The 15,586-nt window shown below is 59.6% G+C and carries 15 protein-coding genes; 12 read left to right on the forward strand and 3 right to left on the reverse strand.

All coding sequences use genetic code 11. The features are described from left to right. Positions 1-109: 109 nt before the first annotated feature. From ABHM97_RS11555 to ABHM97_RS11565, 3 genes are all read right to left on the reverse strand, one after another. Entirely contained in the window at positions 110-943 is an 834-nt protein-coding gene (locus tag ABHM97_RS11555) for an alpha/beta fold hydrolase (RefSeq protein ID WP_235520372.1), read from the reverse strand. Between the two features lie 62 nt (positions 944-1,005). Further along, complete coding sequence (locus ABHM97_RS11560; protein ID WP_349470774.1) at positions 1,006-1,860, reverse strand: alpha/beta fold hydrolase; 855 nt, start codon at positions 1,858-1,860, stop codon at positions 1,006-1,008. A gap of 9 nt (positions 1,861-1,869) precedes the next feature. Continuing rightward, positions 1,870-2,766, reverse strand: coding sequence for an alpha/beta fold hydrolase (locus ABHM97_RS11565; RefSeq protein ID WP_235520370.1), 897 nt, complete (start codon positions 2,764-2,766; stop codon positions 1,870-1,872). 75 nt (positions 2,767-2,841) lie between these two features. Here ABHM97_RS11565 and lysS point away from each other — a divergent pair, with 75 nt between their 5' ends. From lysS to ABHM97_RS11625, 12 genes are all read left to right on the forward strand, one after another. Beyond that, positions 2,842-4,371, forward strand: coding sequence for a lysine--tRNA ligase (gene lysS / locus ABHM97_RS11570; RefSeq protein ID WP_349470775.1), 1,530 nt, complete (start codon positions 2,842-2,844; stop codon positions 4,369-4,371). Between the two features lie 2 nt (positions 4,372-4,373). Beyond that, on the forward strand, positions 4,374-4,547 hold the full coding sequence (locus tag ABHM97_RS11575; RefSeq protein WP_235520368.1) for a hypothetical protein: 174 nt from the start codon (positions 4,374-4,376) through the stop codon (positions 4,545-4,547). A 129-nt stretch (positions 4,548-4,676) separates the two neighbouring features. After that, positions 4,677-5,003, forward strand: a complete 327-nt coding sequence (locus ABHM97_RS11580; protein WP_211711044.1) for a histone-like nucleoid-structuring protein Lsr2 — start codon at positions 4,677-4,679, stop codon at positions 5,001-5,003. Positions 5,004-5,373: 370 nt separating this feature from the next. Continuing rightward, positions 5,374-7,866, forward strand: coding sequence for an ATP-dependent Clp protease ATP-binding subunit (locus tag ABHM97_RS11585; protein WP_235520367.1), 2,493 nt, complete (start codon positions 5,374-5,376; stop codon positions 7,864-7,866). 148 nt (positions 7,867-8,014) lie between these two features. Next, entirely contained in the window at positions 8,015-9,235 is a 1,221-nt protein-coding gene (locus ABHM97_RS11590; protein ID WP_349470776.1) for a glycosyltransferase, read from the forward strand. 103 nt (positions 9,236-9,338) lie between these two features. Further along, positions 9,339-9,659, forward strand: a complete 321-nt coding sequence (locus ABHM97_RS11595; RefSeq protein ID WP_235520380.1) for a hypothetical protein — start codon at positions 9,339-9,341, stop codon at positions 9,657-9,659. Positions 9,660-9,682: 23 nt separating this feature from the next. Further along, positions 9,683-10,471, forward strand: coding sequence for a phosphoenolpyruvate mutase (gene aepX / locus ABHM97_RS11600; RefSeq protein WP_349471076.1), 789 nt, complete (start codon positions 9,683-9,685; stop codon positions 10,469-10,471). A 53-nt stretch (positions 10,472-10,524) separates the two neighbouring features. Then, complete coding sequence (locus tag ABHM97_RS11605; RefSeq protein WP_349470777.1) at positions 10,525-11,835, forward strand: LLM class flavin-dependent oxidoreductase; 1,311 nt, start codon at positions 10,525-10,527, stop codon at positions 11,833-11,835. Positions 11,836-11,910: 75 nt separating this feature from the next. Next, on the forward strand, positions 11,911-13,056 hold the full coding sequence (locus ABHM97_RS11610) for a hydroxymethylglutaryl-CoA lyase-like TIM-barrel protein (protein WP_257370324.1): 1,146 nt from the start codon (positions 11,911-11,913) through the stop codon (positions 13,054-13,056). After that, positions 13,043-14,275 (forward strand): 3-isopropylmalate dehydratase large subunit, encoded by a 1,233-nt coding sequence (locus ABHM97_RS11615; protein WP_235520363.1) that lies wholly within the window; start codon positions 13,043-13,045, stop codon positions 14,273-14,275. The genes ABHM97_RS11610 and ABHM97_RS11615 overlap by 14 nt, the downstream gene beginning before the upstream one ends. Beyond that, positions 14,272-14,778 (forward strand): LeuD/DmdB family oxidoreductase small subunit, encoded by a 507-nt coding sequence (locus ABHM97_RS11620; RefSeq protein WP_235520362.1) that lies wholly within the window; start codon positions 14,272-14,274, stop codon positions 14,776-14,778. The genes ABHM97_RS11615 and ABHM97_RS11620 overlap by 4 nt, the downstream gene beginning before the upstream one ends. Then, positions 14,775-15,584 (forward strand): class I SAM-dependent methyltransferase, encoded by an 810-nt coding sequence (locus ABHM97_RS11625; RefSeq protein WP_235520361.1) that lies wholly within the window; start codon positions 14,775-14,777, stop codon positions 15,582-15,584. The genes ABHM97_RS11620 and ABHM97_RS11625 overlap by 4 nt, the downstream gene beginning before the upstream one ends. Positions 15,585-15,586: the final 2 nt, after the last annotated feature.

Below are 15,586 nucleotides of genomic sequence, written 5' to 3' on the forward strand. Positions count from 1 at the left end.
AGGTCGAGACCCCCCAACCCACACGGGTCGGGGGGTCTCCCACATTAAACCACCAAACACCCCAGCACCAGCCGCGAAGGTTGTCCGAGCCGGCACCAGGGGGTGAGGGTTAGCCGGAGAAGAACTCCGACAACTCCGAGATCAGCTTGTCCGGCGCCTTATTAGGGCCATCGTGCCCGAAGCCGGCGAGTATGGTGTAACTCGACCCTGACAAGACGTCGTGGATTTGGCCGCAGGCAACACCGAAGTAGGCAGGGCTCTTTTCGCCCACTACGATCAGCGTTTCCAAGGGGAGTTCCAGAAACGGCTCAGCGGGCATGTCTGCAGCGATGACGGCTTTGATTTCCCGCACGCCGCTGGTCATGAGCTCGCGCATCTGTTTGCCCATGGGCGTGCCTGCAGTCAGCTTGTTGGCCAGGGTCAGCATGGACAGGGGCATGCGCCCGAGGGCGCCTTCCGTTTCCACTCCCTTGATCAGTACCGCGAGGGCTCGATCGTAGTCCCCGGCCGCCGCCGCGCGTTCATATTCCGGTGCCCATTCGGCCTTGACGCTGTGGTTGACGGACACGGCCGGGTCATAGACAGCCAACCGTTCCACCGGAAGCGTCCGCGCCGCGTGGAGTGCTACGGCTCCACCGAAGCTGTGTCCAAAGACATCCGTGCTGGAGGTATGTTTCATGACCGCCTCCAGGTCCCGGATGTCGGCTTCCAATGTGTAGTCATCGGCTTGCGGTGACGAGTCACCGCGTCCGCGACGGTTGAACGTGTGCACGGGCCTGCCCAGGGCTTCGCTCAATTTCTGGGCAAACCGGGTGTAATCGGAAGCGGTAACCATGGAAGCCGGAACAACTACCACGCCGGATCCTGCCGAAGTCAGCTCACCACCGGTGGTGAGTACTTCGAGGTGTCCGCCGTCTGGGGTCATGATGATGTCGCGCGTCATGACTTGAGCCTAACCGAGCCACCTGAAAGCAGGCACTACGCCTGTCCATATGTGGAAAACCGTCAGCGCGTGAAGTACGCGGAGATATCCGAGACAAGTTCCTTGACCGCTGCCGGAACAGAGCCGTGGAATCCTTTCGGCGAAACTTCCAAAGTGCTGCCCGGCACCGCCCTGTTCAAGCGTGACGCGGCGACCTTGTAGAACTTCGGACTCTTCTTTCCCACCATGAAGTGAGTCGTGGATGGCAACACGGAGAAGTCCCGGGGTGTGTCGGCGGCTTCGAACGCTGCCTTCAGTTCGCCGACGCCTGATGGCATGAGGTCACGGAACAGCTGGTTGACTTTGGTGTGCGAGGCGATGGCCATCAACCCCGCCAGGACTGGCTCAGGGACCTTCGCAAGGGCGGTTCCCTGGTTCATTCCACGCTTCATCCGGGCCAGCGCCCGGCCTACCTCGCCTTTGTCGACGGCATCAGCGAATCCGTCCAGCCAGTCTGTGTCCATGCTCCCGTCGATGTTCACGGCGGCGTCGTAGACCGCCAGTTTGTCCGGTTCGTGACGGGTGCCGGCGAAAGCCTGGGCAGCGTTGAGGGCAACGGATCCGCCCAGGCTGTGGCCCAGGATATTGCGCGCGCCAGTGGCGTCCATGATGGTGCGGACATCGGCAATTTCGGTGGCCATGGAGTAGTCCTGGGGTTGCTCTGTCGACTTGCCCCGGCCGCGTCGGTCGTAGACGTCCACGGCCCAGGCAGGACCTAGTCCTTTGGCCAGGGCGATCGAAAAGGGCCGGTAGATCAGGGCTGTGAGGAACGCTCCGCCGATAACAATCACCCGGCGTTCACCGGGCGCGTCTTCCGCGCCGTACGTGTACAAGGCGAGTTCGCCGCCGTCGTGCGTCCTGATGCTCTGTTCCCTCACCGAAACATCCTAGGGCGCGACAGTGCGCTGGCCGACACTATGGGTTGCCGCCAGGAACCGGGCGACGCGGGCGGCGAGCCGACGGCCCGGACGCAGGGGACCTTCATGAAATTGCAGCGGGACTATGGCGAACTCGATCGCCGGCACGGCGCCACTGAGCATGCGCCCGGTCTCGGCGAAGTACGCGGGGCTCCAGCCGCCGCTGAGCATGAGTGTTGGGGTGGAGAGCTTCATGAAGTCATGAAGGTGCGCATCGGCGTCCAGTACCGCGCGCATCTCGGTAACAGCAGTGGGTAGCAGGGAACGCATTTCCAGCCCCAACCGGGTTCGTGCGGACAATACGCTGAGCGTCCGCAGCGCCCCCATGGGCAGGTACGAGATGGGCCCGGCCGTTCCAAGGCCCTGCACCAGGTGCGCCCAGGCATGATCCAGCTGCCCGGCCGTTACTGCTTCCTCGAGCTCCGGCCGCCATCTGCTGCTGAGATTGCCGGACAGGGATACCGCGGCGTCGTAGGTCACCAGGCGATGGATCCCGAAGCGTCGGGCAGCTTGCAGTGCCACGAATCCGCCATAGCTGTGCGCCACGACATCGTCGGAACCGCTCTTCTCCATGACCGCCTGGAGGTCCGCGATCTCCGTCTCCACTGAATAGTCCGGTGGCTGTGGAGCGGAGTGCCCGCGGCCACGGCGGTTGTAAACGTGGACAGGGCGCCCGAGCATCACGCTAAGAGTCCGCGCGAACGGCCAGTAAAGGGAATCGGTCACCAAAGTGCCATGGATAAGTACGACGCCGGCCGGTTCAGCAGGTGCCTTCGACCCCGGAATCGCCGCAGCCGACGCTGGCCGGAAGGTGTGCACCTCAAGCTGCCCACCGCCGTCGTTCGTTTCAACCGTCCATGTCTCCACAGCCTGAGTCTATTCGTTGGGCGGATCCCAGGACCCGGAAGTGAAGAGCCGTAATCAACGGTAAACTTAAGGACTGTGACTTCCGCAAACACCCCAGCCCCGAACACCTCCGCAGAACCCGTCGATGCCAGCGAGCAAATGCGCATCCGCATGGAGAAGCGCGCCAAGCTGATCGAGCGCGGCACGGAGGCCTATCCGGTGGGTGTTGAGCGAACCCACTCCCTCAGCGAAATCCGCGAAAAATATGCGCACCTCCAGGCCGACGAGACCACGGGCGACACCGTGGGCGTCACCGGTCGTGTCGTGTTCATCCGCAACACCGGCAAGTTGTGCTTCGCCACGATCCAGGAAGGCGGCGTGGACGGCAAGGGCGTCCGGCTGCAGGCGATGCTCAGCCTGGCCAACGTCGGCGAGGAAGCGCTTGCCGACTGGAAGGCCCTGGTTGACCTGGGCGACCACGTCTTCATCAAGGGTGAGGTCATTTCCTCACGCCGCGGCGAACTTTCTGTGATGGCAGATTCCTGGTCGATGGCCTCAAAGGCGCTGCGACCGCTCCCGGTCCTGCACGCGGAACTCAACGAGGAAACCCGGGTTCGCCAACGCTACGTGGACCTCATGGTGCGCGATGAAGCCCGTGAAATGGTCTACAAGAGGGCTGCCATCACCCGCTCGGTCCGGGACACGCTGGACCGTCACGGCTATGTGGAGGTGGAGACCCCCATCCTGCAGCTGGTCCATGGTGGCGCCACAGCCCGTCCGTTCGAAACGCACATGAACGCGTTCGACCAGAAGATGACCCTGCGCATTGCCACCGAGCTGTTCCTGAAGCGGGCTGTCGTTGGCGGCATTGACCGCGTCTACGACATGGGGCGCGTCTTCCGCAACGAAGGCGTGGACTCCACCCACAGCCCCGAATTCACCACGCTTGAATGCTACGAAGCCTGGGCAGACCAGTTCGTCATGGCCGAGCGCATGAAGGAAATCATCCTCAACGTCGCCGACGTCGTTGGCACGCGCACCATCCAGACCGACGCCGGCGAGATCAACCTCGACGGCGAATGGGCTTGGATTTCGGTGTACCCGGGTCTCTCCGAAGCAGTGGGCGTGGAAATTACGCCGGACACCACTGTGGATGAGCTGCTCGCCATCGCAGCAAAGCACGAGGTCAAGGTGGACCCCAAGTGGGACGCCGAGAAGATCGTGGTCGAGTTGTTCGGCGAGATCGTTGAACCCACCTTGCTGAACCCAACGTTCGTGTACGACTACCCGCCCTCCGCGCAGCCGCTGGCCCGCCCGCACCGCGAAGACGGCCGGCTCATCGAGGCCTGGGACCTGATCATTGGCGGCATGGAACGCGGAACGGCATTCTCGGAACTCATTGACCCTGTCATCCAGCGTGAGCGGCTGACGGAGCAGTCACGGCGTTCGGCTGCGGGCGATGACGAAGCGATGCAACTGGATGAGGACTTCCTCCGCGCGCTCGAATACGGCGCCCCGCCGATGGGTGGCATCGGACTCGGCATTGACCGCCTGGTGATGCTGTTCACCGGTGCCGGCATCCGCGAGACCATCCTGTTCCCCCTGTTGAAGCCTGAAGGACACTGATCATGGAGTACATCGCAGTCCTGGCGCCGTCGGTTGTTGTTGGATTGATCTTTTGGTTTGCCATGAAGTCAATCTTCAATGCGGACAAATCGGAGCGTCAGGCGGAAGCCCGCGCCCAGGCGGAAGCGAATTCGAAGAATATTGGCCCGGCATCCGAAGGCCCTGCCACTAAATAGCCCCCTAAATGGGTTCCCATCATGGATGAATCCATTTGTGCTTTGACGTGCGTGCTTGCGGTGAACGATAATCAACAAAGGAATCCGGGGAATTTCTGATTATCCAACCCTCCAAAAGAGAGGCAACTCATGGCACAGAAAGTAAAAATCATCCTCGTCGATGACCTGGATGAAGGGGCCGCGGACGAAACTGTCCGCTTCGGCCTTGATGGGGTCAGTTACGAGATGGACTTGTCCACCGCAAACGCTGCTTCGCTTCGGAAGGCCCTGGAACCATACGTGGCCAAGGCCAGGAAGACGTCGTCCGGCCGCGCCACCCGCGGGCGTGCAACAGCGGCACGCAGCCAGGATTCCGCACAGATCAGGCAGTGGGCCCGTGATAACGGTTACACGGTGAACAGTCGCGGACGTATTCAGGCTGAAATTCAGGAAGCTTACCAAAAGGCCAATTCCTGATTCATCGCTTCAACGCCCCGGCAGCTACTGCCGGGGCATTGATGTTTTAAGAGGCAGTATGTGCAAGTGCCGGGTGGTCCGAACCATGGAATATTCTGTGAATCACGCGCCGGCCGAGTGACCGGGGATTTGAGCGGCTAATCCGCTTGGCAACGCGGTGCCTGATACTGCTAATGAATACCGTGCGGCCCTGGTGACAGGCAGGATCGGGAAGCGGTTTGGCAGCATCCCACCGCAGGACGCCCCAGGTCAAGGGGAAGTGCCTGTTTTATTCCGCAACCCCGTCATGTTTCCCCTGTGGCGAACACGCCCCAAAAGTGTTGCTCCGGCACGTAGCATCAAAGTACGTCGTAGCTAGGAGTGTGGCGAAATGTTTGAGAGATTTACGGACCGTGCCCGTCGCGTGGTCGTCCTTGCCCAAGAAGAGGCAAGGATGCTCAACCACAATTACATCGGTACCGAGCACATCCTCTTGGGTCTGATCCACGAGGGTGAAGGCGTCGCAGCCAAAGCGCTCGAGTCCCTGAGCATTTCGCTCGATGGTGTTCGCGAGCAGGTGCAGGAGATCATCGGTCAGGGCCAGCAGGCCCCATCCGGTCACATCCCCTTCACGCCGCGTGCCAAGAAGGTGCTTGAGCTCTCGCTCCGCGAAGCACTGCAGCTCGGCCACAACTACATCGGTACTGAGCACATCCTGCTCGGCCTCATTCGCGAAGGCGAAGGCGTGGCCGCACAGGTGCTGGTGAAGCTCGGCGCAGACCTCAACAGGGTCCGCCAGCAGGTCATCCAGCTGCTCTCCGGCTACCAGGGCAAGGAAACCGCCGGCAGCGGTTCCGGCCAGGGCCAGCCGGAAGGTACCCCCGCCGGTTCGGTGGTGCTTGACCAGTTCGGACGCAACCTGACCCAGGCTGCCCGCGAGAACAAGCTCGATCCCGTGATCGGCCGCGAGCAGGAGATGGAACGCGTCATGCAGGTCCTCTCCCGCCGTACCAAGAACAACCCGGTCCTGATCGGTGAGCCCGGCGTTGGTAAGACCGCCGTCGTCGAAGGCCTCGCCCAGGCGATCGTCCGAGGCGATGTCCCCGAAACCATCAAGGACAAGCAGCTGTACACGCTTGACCTCGGTTCGCTGGTTGCCGGTTCCCGCTACCGCGGTGACTTCGAAGAGCGCCTGAAGAAGGTCCTCAAGGAAATCCGCACCCGCGGCGACATCATCCTCTTCATTGACGAGATCCACACCCTCGTCGGAGCAGGTGCTGCTGAAGGCGCCATCGATGCTGCGTCCATCCTCAAGCCCATGCTTGCCCGTGGTGAACTCCAGACCATCGGTGCCACCACGCTGGACGAGTACCGCAAGCACATCGAGAAGGACGCTGCCCTCGAGCGTCGTTTCCAGCCGATCCAGGTCAAGGAACCTTCCGTTGCGCACGCGATCGAGATCCTCAAGGGCCTCCGCGACCGGTACGAGGCACACCACCGCGTAACGATCACCGACGGCGCCCTGGCGTCCGCCGCGCAGCTGGCCGAACGCTACATCTCGGACCGCTTCCTGCCGGACAAGGCGATTGACCTTATCGATGAAGCCGGCGCCCGCCTGCGCATCCGCCGCATGACCGCTCCGCCGGAGCTCAAGGCCATGGACGAGCGCATTGCAGACGTGAAGATGGAGAAGGAATCCGCCATCGACGCCCAGGACTTCGAGGGTGCTGCCTCGCTGCGTGACAAGGAGCAGAAGCTCATTGCCGAACGCGCGGAGAAGGAGCGCAACTGGAAGTCCGGTGGCATGGATGACATTTCCGAGGTTGACGAGGACCTGATCGCCGAAGTTCTTGCGAACTCCACCGGCATCCCGGTCTTCAAGCTCACCGAGGAAGAGTCCTCGCGCCTGCTCAAGATGGAAGACGAGCTTCACAAGCGCGTTGTGGGCCAGGACGAGGCCATCAAGGCCCTGTCGCAGGCTATCCGCCGTACCCGCGCAGGCCTGAAGGACCCCAAGCGTCCCGGTGGCTCGTTCATCTTCGCTGGCCCCACGGGCGTCGGAAAGACCGAGCTCGCCAAGGCACTTGCCGAGTTCCTGTTCGGTGAAGAAGACGCGCTCATCACGCTGGACATGTCCGAGTACTCCGAGAAGCACACGGTTTCGCGTCTCTTCGGTGCTCCTCCGGGCTACGTCGGCTACGAAGAGGGTGGCCAGCTGACCGAGAAGGTCCGCAGGCGTCCGTTCTCCGTGGTCCTGTTCGATGAAGTTGAGAAGGCCCACGCGGACCTGTTCAACTCGCTCCTGCAGATTCTGGAAGACGGCCGTTTGACCGACTCCCAGGGCCGCGTGGTGGACTTCAAGAACACCGTAATCATCATGACCACCAACCTTGGTACCCGCGACATCTCCAAGAGCGTGGCCACGGGCTTCCAGTCCGGCACGGACACCCAGACCGGCTACAACCGGATGCGCGCCCGGGTTACGGAAGAGCTGAAGCAGCACTTCCGCCCCGAGTTCCTCAACCGTGTTGACGACGTCGTGGTGTTCCCGCAGCTGACGCAGGACGAGATCATCGAGATCGTGGACCTGTTCGTGACCCGCCTGGAGCGTCGCCTCAAGGACAAGGACATGGGCATCGAGCTCACGCCCGCCGCCAAGGTTCTCCTGGCCACGCGTGGTTACGATCCCGCGATGGGTGCCCGGCCGCTGCGCCGCACCATCCAGCGCGAGATCGAGGACCAGCTGTCCGAGAAGATCCTGTTCGGCGACATCCACCCCGGCGACATCGTTGTGGTTGACGTCGAGGGCGAAGGCGACGACGCGAAGTTCACGTTTGAAGGCAACGCCAAGCCGCGCATTCCGGAGATCGCTCCGACCGCGTAAGGCAGAGGCAACGACGCAAAGGACCCCGTCCATTCCGAAAGGAGTGGGCGGGGTTCTGTGGTCCGCCGTCCTCCGGGTTTTTGCACACATGTTGGCCCTAAGGTGGGTTTCAGGCTCATTCGATGGAAAAGACTCCAGGGGGACAAACATGCGCGTACTCATGGTGGCGCCAGGCACGCGAGGAGACGTGGTTCCGATGGCCGGCCTCGGGCATCGCCTGCAGGGCGTAGGCTACGAGGTCGCCATAGCCGCCAACCCGGCCTACGCGCCTTTGGTGGTGGAATCAGGGTGCGAGTTCACGCCACTGCCGGGAAACCTTGCTGAGCTGATCAAGCATCCCGCGCCTGGTGCCAAGGCATCAGCCGGAAATGTGGTCTCCTTCTGGAAGAAGCTCGGCGAGTACATGGACAATGCGGCGACAGGGACGTTGGCTGCAGCGGAGGCCGGCGCGGACGTGATCCTGGCCAATTCGGTGGCGCCGTACGCCTACGACGTCGCTGAGGCCCTCGGCATTCCGGCGATCGGTGCCCATCTGCAGCCCACTGAGCCAAGCGCGGCCTACCCTCCTGTCCTGATGAACTCGGCCCGGAGCCTCGGCCCCGTGGGAAACAGGATCATAGGGGAGCGTGCTTCTGCTGGGCCAGCTCCATATGACGGTCCCAGCGCCCGCTTGCGCAGGGAACTGGGCCTGCGCAAGGAAAGCCGCGCGGCCGGGGAGCGTCGCCGAAGGAAAGCTCACGCAACAGTGCTTTACGGCATCAGCCCATCGGTACTGCCCAGGCCGGACGATTGGCACCCAGGCTTGGTGATGGCAGGGTACTGGTGGCCGGCTGAAAACCCTGGCTGGCAACCAGCCGCAGACCTCGTGGACTTCCTGGCAGATGGCCCGCCTCCCGTTTTCGTGGGATTCGGCAGCAGCGCCGACATCGATCCTGGCTTTATCCTGGACGCTACCCGTCGCGCCGGCACAAGGGCCGTCGTCCAAGGCGTTGAGGGTTACCTGGGGGATGACGCAATCGGCGTCGGGAGTGTTCCACATGAGTGGCTTTTTCCCCGTATGTCAGTTGTGGTTCACCATGCGGGCGCTGGAACCACCGCTGCCGGTCTGCGGGCTGGCGTTCCGACGGTGGCTGTTCCTGTATACACGGACCAACCGTTGTGGGCGTCCAAAGTTGCATCGCTTGGAGCCGGGCCGGAGCCGGTGCCCTATAAGAAGCTGACTCCGGAGCGCCTGGGCGAGGCAATACGCGAAGCCAACAGCACGCCGTCGTACGCCCGCCGCGCCAAGAGCGTAGCCACCGCACTGGCGACGGAAGACGGCACCGCCCCGGTGATCGAAGCCCTGCGGAGGCGCGAGCTCGGACGATAGTCGGGCCGATGGCGTGAGAGCCCGCTCCTGCGCAATGAATACCCGACGGCGGCTCTTTCCTCAGCGTGCCATTCGTCAGTGACAGTCCGAACAATTCCCCTGATTGAAAGATGACGCCCGGGCGGCTTCTCCGCGCCGTAAGTACTGGCACGTCGGCGGCCACTCGGCCTCATACCTGCTGACAGCAAGCCAAAATGATATGACAGAAATCGACACGCAGTTGACTAAAAAAGCGGTAGTTAGCTTTGATTTGACTAACAAGTGGAGTATCGTCAGCGAGGGAACAAACATCGTCCACTCACCTGGAGCGATGACGATGGGAATCCACCGCAACGACGCGTATCTGATTGGGGACAAAAAATTTCAAGTCAATCCTCGGGCGCAAAGCGCCTACGTGAAAATCTCCGTCTTGCCCGACCTCTGAGGATACTGGAGGCCCACAGCCCCCTGGCTGCACTCCTGGCGGAGGAGGCGGCGGACCGCGGCTCCGAGTTTGATGGATTCTGGTCAAGTTCCCTGAGTGATTCAACGCTTCAGGGCATGCCAGACATGGAGATTCTGAGTGTCAGTGAGCGTATCGATACGGTTAGGCCGATTCTGGCTGTGACGGACAAGCCGCTCATTATGGACGGCGATACCGGAGGGCACAATCATCACTTTGCCCACATCGTACGCAAGATGGAGCGGGCTGGAGTCGCCGCCGTAATCGTTGAAGATAAAACAGGTGTGAAGCGCAACTCCCTGCTAGGTACACATGTTCCTCAGCAACTCGCCGACCCGGAAGAGTTCGGAGCGAAGATCCGGCAGGGTAAGAGGGCCCAGCGAGACTCGGCTTTTATGATTATCGCGAGGCTGGAGGGCCTGGTGTTGGACTCCCCAATGCGGGACGTCTTGGAGAGGGCCGACAGCTACGTAGAGGCGGGCGCAGACTCTATTATGATCCACAGCAGGGCCGCGGACTCGGGCCAAGTTGTTGCGTTCGCGAAGGATTTCCGGGGGAAACATCCCGATGTGCCCCTCGTTTGTGTCCCCACTACGTATGGAGACACGCCACTTTCCGAACTCGAAGCGGCCGGCTTTTCTGTCGTCATCTACGCGAATCACATGCTCCGTGCGTCAGCCAAGGCCATGAAGGAGGTTGCCAAGGCAATCCTTGAGGACGGGACGACAACTCGCGCGGAGACGCATTGCCTGGATTTGCAGCTCGTGTTGAACAATGCCGATGTCAATGGGTAATTCACGGGGAAGCGAATCCTGGGGTTTTGGGCTCAGGTTGGGAGGTGCTCGCGTTGTCTAACCGTGATCGTCCTATGATTATCGGCGCTTACCTCGCGTATGGTACTGGCCACCACGCTGCTTCCTGGCGTCATCCAGATACCCCCGTGGATGGGGCGCTGGATATCCGCCATTACGCTGCCATGGCACAGTGCGCGGAACGTGGACTATTGGACTTCATCTTTCTTTCAGACACTCCATCGGTTTTCAATGACGACAAAGAAGGGTTCGGTGGACGCGTTGTCGGGCTCGAACCCATTACATTACTGTCAGCTCTGGCCATGGTTACGACTGATATAGGGCTCGTCGCGACCGCTTCGACTACCTATAACAGCCCATACAACGTTGCGCGCCAGTTCGCTTCTTTGGACCACATCAGTCAAGGGCGCGCCGGATGGAACGTGGTGACCACTTCAAAAAGCCAAGCTGCTGGAAACTTTGGACTTTCGGCACATCCCGCACATGACATCCGATATGACATTGCTGATGAATTTGTAGAAATTGCCAAGCAGCTTTGGCAGACGTGGCCGGATGAAGCGTTAATACGTAACAAAGATTCCGGAAAATTCTACGATCCACTGAAGCGCAAGTTTACGAGCTTCAAAGGTGAGCATCTTTCCCTGCACGGAGAGCTGAATGTTGCCGAGTCACCTCAACGATTCCCATTAATCATCCAGTCCGGAACGTCTGATCGTGGTATCGACCTGGCTGCGAGGACCGCGGAAGTCATCTTTACCGCCCAGACACAGATATCCAGTTCTATCGATTTTTCAAGGCGAGTCAAACAAAAGCTTTCGCACTACGGCCGTCCAGCGGATGCAATTCGTATACTTCCGGGCATTTCACCGTACGCTGCTCGAACAAAACGCGAGGCCAAAAGCAAATACGACGCGCTCCAGCAGCTGATACACCCCAAGCTGGGACTCAGTATGCTCGCTGACCTCCTGGGAGGATTTGACCTCACTGGTTATGATCTCGACGGGCCACTACCCGAGCTCCCTGACTCCAACGGGAACAAGAGCCGAAGGCGGTTGATCGAGAAAATGGCCCGGCAAGAATCCCTAAGCATTCGTCAGTTGTATCAACGGCTGACTGCCTCGCGGGGTCACGTGGCAGTTGTGGGGACTTATGAAGAAGTGGCAGAAGTCCTGATTGAGTGGTTCGAATCGGGTGCCTGCGACGGGTTCAACCTCATGCCACCTACTTATCCGAATGATCTCAATTCGTTTGTCGAAGAAATCATTCCAATTTTGCAAGAACGCGGGGTGTATAAGTCCGCATACGGTTCTGGCCCCTTGCGGTCAAAGCTATTTCAGGCCCAATAGCGAAAACCCGATGAAGGCATCCCTGCGTAATCAAGTCCGAGTCTACGTTAATTCAGCACAAGCATAGGATCCAACATGAATCAGAACATCATCCTTGAGGACACCACCCTGCGCGATGGCGAGCAGGCTCCTGGGGTTGCCTTCGACCGGGCAACGAAACTTGCCATCTTCAACGCCCTGCTCGACACCGGAGTGAAGTGGCTGGAAGCCGGCATCCCTGCCATGGGGGGAAGCGACGTTCTTGCGATGCAGGAGATGTTGGAACGCAAGGACGAAGTCCACCTGATTGGTTGGAACCGAGGCGTACGCGAGGACGTCGAACGCACAATTTCTCTAGGGTTCGATCACGTGCACATCGGACTCCCGACGTCTCCCATCCACCTCAAGCACAGCGTGGGCAAGGACCGTACCTGGCTGCTCAAGACAGCGAGTGACATGGTCAAGCTGGCCAAGGACAGGGGCTGCTTTGTCTCCATTAGTGCAGAAGATATCGGGCGGACTCCGATCGAATACCTGCAGGAGTATGCGGTACATGTCCAGGAGGCGGGAGCGGATCGGCTTCGTTTATCAGACACCGTTGGAATTCTTGATAGTGCCCAGTATGCCGCCAGGGTTGCCGCCGTGTCCGCCGTCAGTCCAATAGACACCCAAACCCACTGTCACAATGATTTTGGCTTAGGGGTTGCTAACACCATCGCGGGACTAGATGCAGGTGCTCGCTATTTCCACACGACAGTCAATGCCATTGGGGAGCGGGCGGGCATGCCGGAGATGGCGCAAATGGTAATGGCCCTAAAGCAGTTCAGGAACGTTGACCTCGGAATCGACACGACTAAGCTGACATATCTTGCCGAAACCGTTGCCGATGGTTGTAGGCAGAGCCTCCTTCCATGGCAGCCCGTTGTGGGCAGCAACGTCTTCTCTCACGAGTCTGGAATCCATGCCAAGGGCATGCTCAACGATGTCAACACCTTCGAACCCATAATGCCGGAAACCGTCGGTGGAACGAGGCGGTATGTCTTGGGCAAGCACTCCGGGCGCACCATGATCATCGATGCTTTGCAGCAGCGTGGAATAGATGCTGATCCCGCAGTTCTTCCCGACGTTTTGGCAGCGCTCCGTGAAGCGTCCAACAACGTTGGTGGCGAAGTCTCGGCGTCGGACTTGGAGACCATTTACACGGGCATAGTCAACGGAAAACTCTCCTATGAGCACGCCTGAGCCGTTGGTTGAACGCATTATCGACCAGCATTCTGATGATGCAGTAACACCAGGTGCCCTGGTCAGCGTTCGTGTGGATCGCATTTACGTTCAGGACGGTAACTCGCCAACCCTCGCCAGGTTGTTTCACAAGCATGGTATTTCCAGCATCAGGGAGCCTGAGAAGGTTGCATTCGTTTTCGATCATTCGGTCTTGGCGCCTAATGCTGCTATTGCCGATCGAATGAAGGAGGCAGCAGGGTTCGCCAAGGAACTCGGAGTGCAGGTCATGCGACGTGGTGACGGCATTAGCCATGTCATAGCTCAGGAGGAAGGGTGGTTTCAACCCGGAACCATAGTTCTGGGCTCGGATTCGCATACCTGTGCTGGAGGCGCCAACCAGTCCCTTGCCCTCGGGATGGGTGTTACCGATATAGCGGCCGCAATGATTAGTGGCGAAACATGGCTAAAGGTACCTGAAACTGTATGGCTGAATGTGGTGGGAACGCCGCATCCTCTCGTCAGGCCGAAAGACGTTGTTCTCCATATTCTGGGGACGCTTGGCCAGGCTCCCTTCCTCTACAAGTCAGTGGAATGGATAGGTCCTTGGGCCGCGGCTCTGACGGAAGATGGCGCTGCGAGTGTCGCCAGCATGGGCGTCGAAATGGGAGCGAAATGCGTGTTCCTGCCTCCGCGGCGGGGTCGTAGTAGTAGTGTCCTGTCCCCGGTCTTTGCCCCGGACGAGGCGAATACCATCACCGTAGACATCACGGGACTGGATCCAGTCGTAGCGCTGCCTCACTCGCCCTCACAAGTTGCCTCCCTGAGCGACGTAGCCGGGCTATCCCTCGACTACGTCTTCATCGGCAGCTGCACCAACAGTCGTCTGGAAGACATCGAGGAAGCCGCGCGGATGCTGGACGGAAAAGCCGTGCATCCGGATGTGCACATGGTCGTGACGCCGGGGTCGCAGCGGATCATGGAAGATGCTCTTCGGCTGGGCCTTATTGGCATTCTTACCCGTGCCGGCGCCTTGGTTACACCTGCCGGATGCGGTCCCTGCGTGGGTGCGCAGGGACCAGTTCCGGCCAGTGGGGATCGGGTGCTCTCTACCATGAACAGGAACTTTAAGGGCCGAATGGGAAACGGTCAGGCTGAGATATTTCTATCCTCACCCTTGGTCGCCGCATCGTCAGCTCTTTTGGGACGTTTTCCGAGTATCGAGGAACTGAAGGCATGACAGAGATAAGAGGAAAAGCAAGATTTGTCAGAGGGCAGATTTCCACGGATGACATAATTCCTGCCAGGTATAAGCATATGTATACGGATCCTGCCGACATGGCTCCTCATGTCTTTGAGAACCGTTTCCCAGAGCTTGCATCATCCTTTGAGGAAGGCGACGTCCTCATCGGAACCGACGTCTTTGGGATCGGAAGCTCCCGTGAACAGGCTGTCAGTTCCCTGATGGCACTCGGTATCCGAGCAATTGTCTCACCTCGGTTCGGAAGAATATTCTTCAGGAATTGCTGGAATCTTGGAATTCCTGCAATTGAAGTTGATACAAGCCGTTTCATTGAAGGCAGGCCCGTCCGCCTGGATTTGACAGGTGGCTACGCAATTATCGACGAAAATCAGGGGATATCGTTTCCCCCTCCACCGCAACGCATGATAAGGATCTTGGAGAACGGTGGATTATTGAACACGGTGCTGAATGAGGCCGCCCACTCAAGAAATGGCATATGAAAATCGTGCTTGCGAATTCTGTGACGACGACAGTAGGGGCTAAGAAACCAATGGAACGTGTAAGCAAGTTTGATGGCTTGGCGGAGGACTACGAGCGGCACCGTCCCCGTTATCCGCAGCAGCTTCTCGAGTCGATATCAAGGACTCTTGTCTCAAACCATCCCGTGGTGGTGGACATTGGTGCCGGTACCGGGATCGTGCTTGATGGACTGCTGCCAGTTCTGCCGGCACCCCGTCTTGTCGTCGGAGTGGACCCATCGCAAGACATGGTGGCGTTGGGTGCCTATAAGCATCCAGGGGCAACTTGGATTGTTGGTACTGCAGAAGATGTGCTGGAGGACAGCTCGGATGTTGATCTCATCGTGGCAGGTCAGTCCCTGCAATGGATGGACCGTCCCCGCGTGCTTCGGGCTGCGAACAGGGCCTTGTCCGCCGATGGAATCCTTGCGGTGCTGCAGAACAACAGGAACCATGAATCCAGCGGGTTTTTGTCTGCTTACGAGGATCTGCTTGAAGACCTGAGTCCCGGCTACCGGCGAGATTACAGATCGTTCGACTTTTCGGCAGAGATCCGAGCCGCTTTCCATGCCCAGCCAAGCTACGAAACATGGATTTGGTCTCAGAACCTGGGTTCTGAAGATTTCATCGGAATGTCTCGGTCCTCGACTCAGGCCCAACGGGCGATTGCCGCCAACGGTAGCGAGTTCCTGAAGAGATTGAATGCTCTAGTGACCGAGCATTCGGAGGGTGACATCCTCCGGATTGAATATCTCTCAGAGCTATACATGATCCGGAAAGATTCCTAATG

This window comes from Paenarthrobacter sp. CAP02, from assembly GCF_040137855.1.
Lineage (GTDB): Bacteria > Actinomycetota > Actinomycetes > Actinomycetales > Micrococcaceae > Arthrobacter.

What these genes read in the sequence shown, in the direction of transcription:
- ABHM97_RS11555 (WP_235520372.1), bottom strand. Translation starts at nt 943, where the DNA reads ATGACGCGCGACATCATCATGACCCCAGACGGCGGACACCTCGAAGTA.
- ABHM97_RS11575 (WP_235520368.1), top strand. Translation starts at nt 4,374, where the DNA reads ATGGAGTACATCGCAGTCCTGGCGCCGTCGGTTGTTGTTGGATTGATC.
- ABHM97_RS11580 (WP_211711044.1), top strand. Translation starts at nt 4,677, where the DNA reads ATGGCACAGAAAGTAAAAATCATCCTCGTCGATGACCTGGATGAAGGG.
- ABHM97_RS11585 (WP_235520367.1), top strand. Translation starts at nt 5,374, where the DNA reads ATGTTTGAGAGATTTACGGACCGTGCCCGTCGCGTGGTCGTCCTTGCC.
- ABHM97_RS11590 (WP_349470776.1), top strand. Translation starts at nt 8,015, where the DNA reads ATGCGCGTACTCATGGTGGCGCCAGGCACGCGAGGAGACGTGGTTCCG.
- ABHM97_RS11610 (WP_257370324.1), top strand. Translation starts at nt 11,911, where the DNA reads ATGAATCAGAACATCATCCTTGAGGACACCACCCTGCGCGATGGCGAG.
- ABHM97_RS11615 (WP_235520363.1), top strand. Translation starts at nt 13,043, where the DNA reads ATGAGCACGCCTGAGCCGTTGGTTGAACGCATTATCGACCAGCATTCT.
- ABHM97_RS11620 (WP_235520362.1), top strand. Translation starts at nt 14,272, where the DNA reads ATGACAGAGATAAGAGGAAAAGCAAGATTTGTCAGAGGGCAGATTTCC.
- ABHM97_RS11625 (WP_235520361.1), top strand. Translation starts at nt 14,775, where the DNA reads ATGAAAATCGTGCTTGCGAATTCTGTGACGACGACAGTAGGGGCTAAG.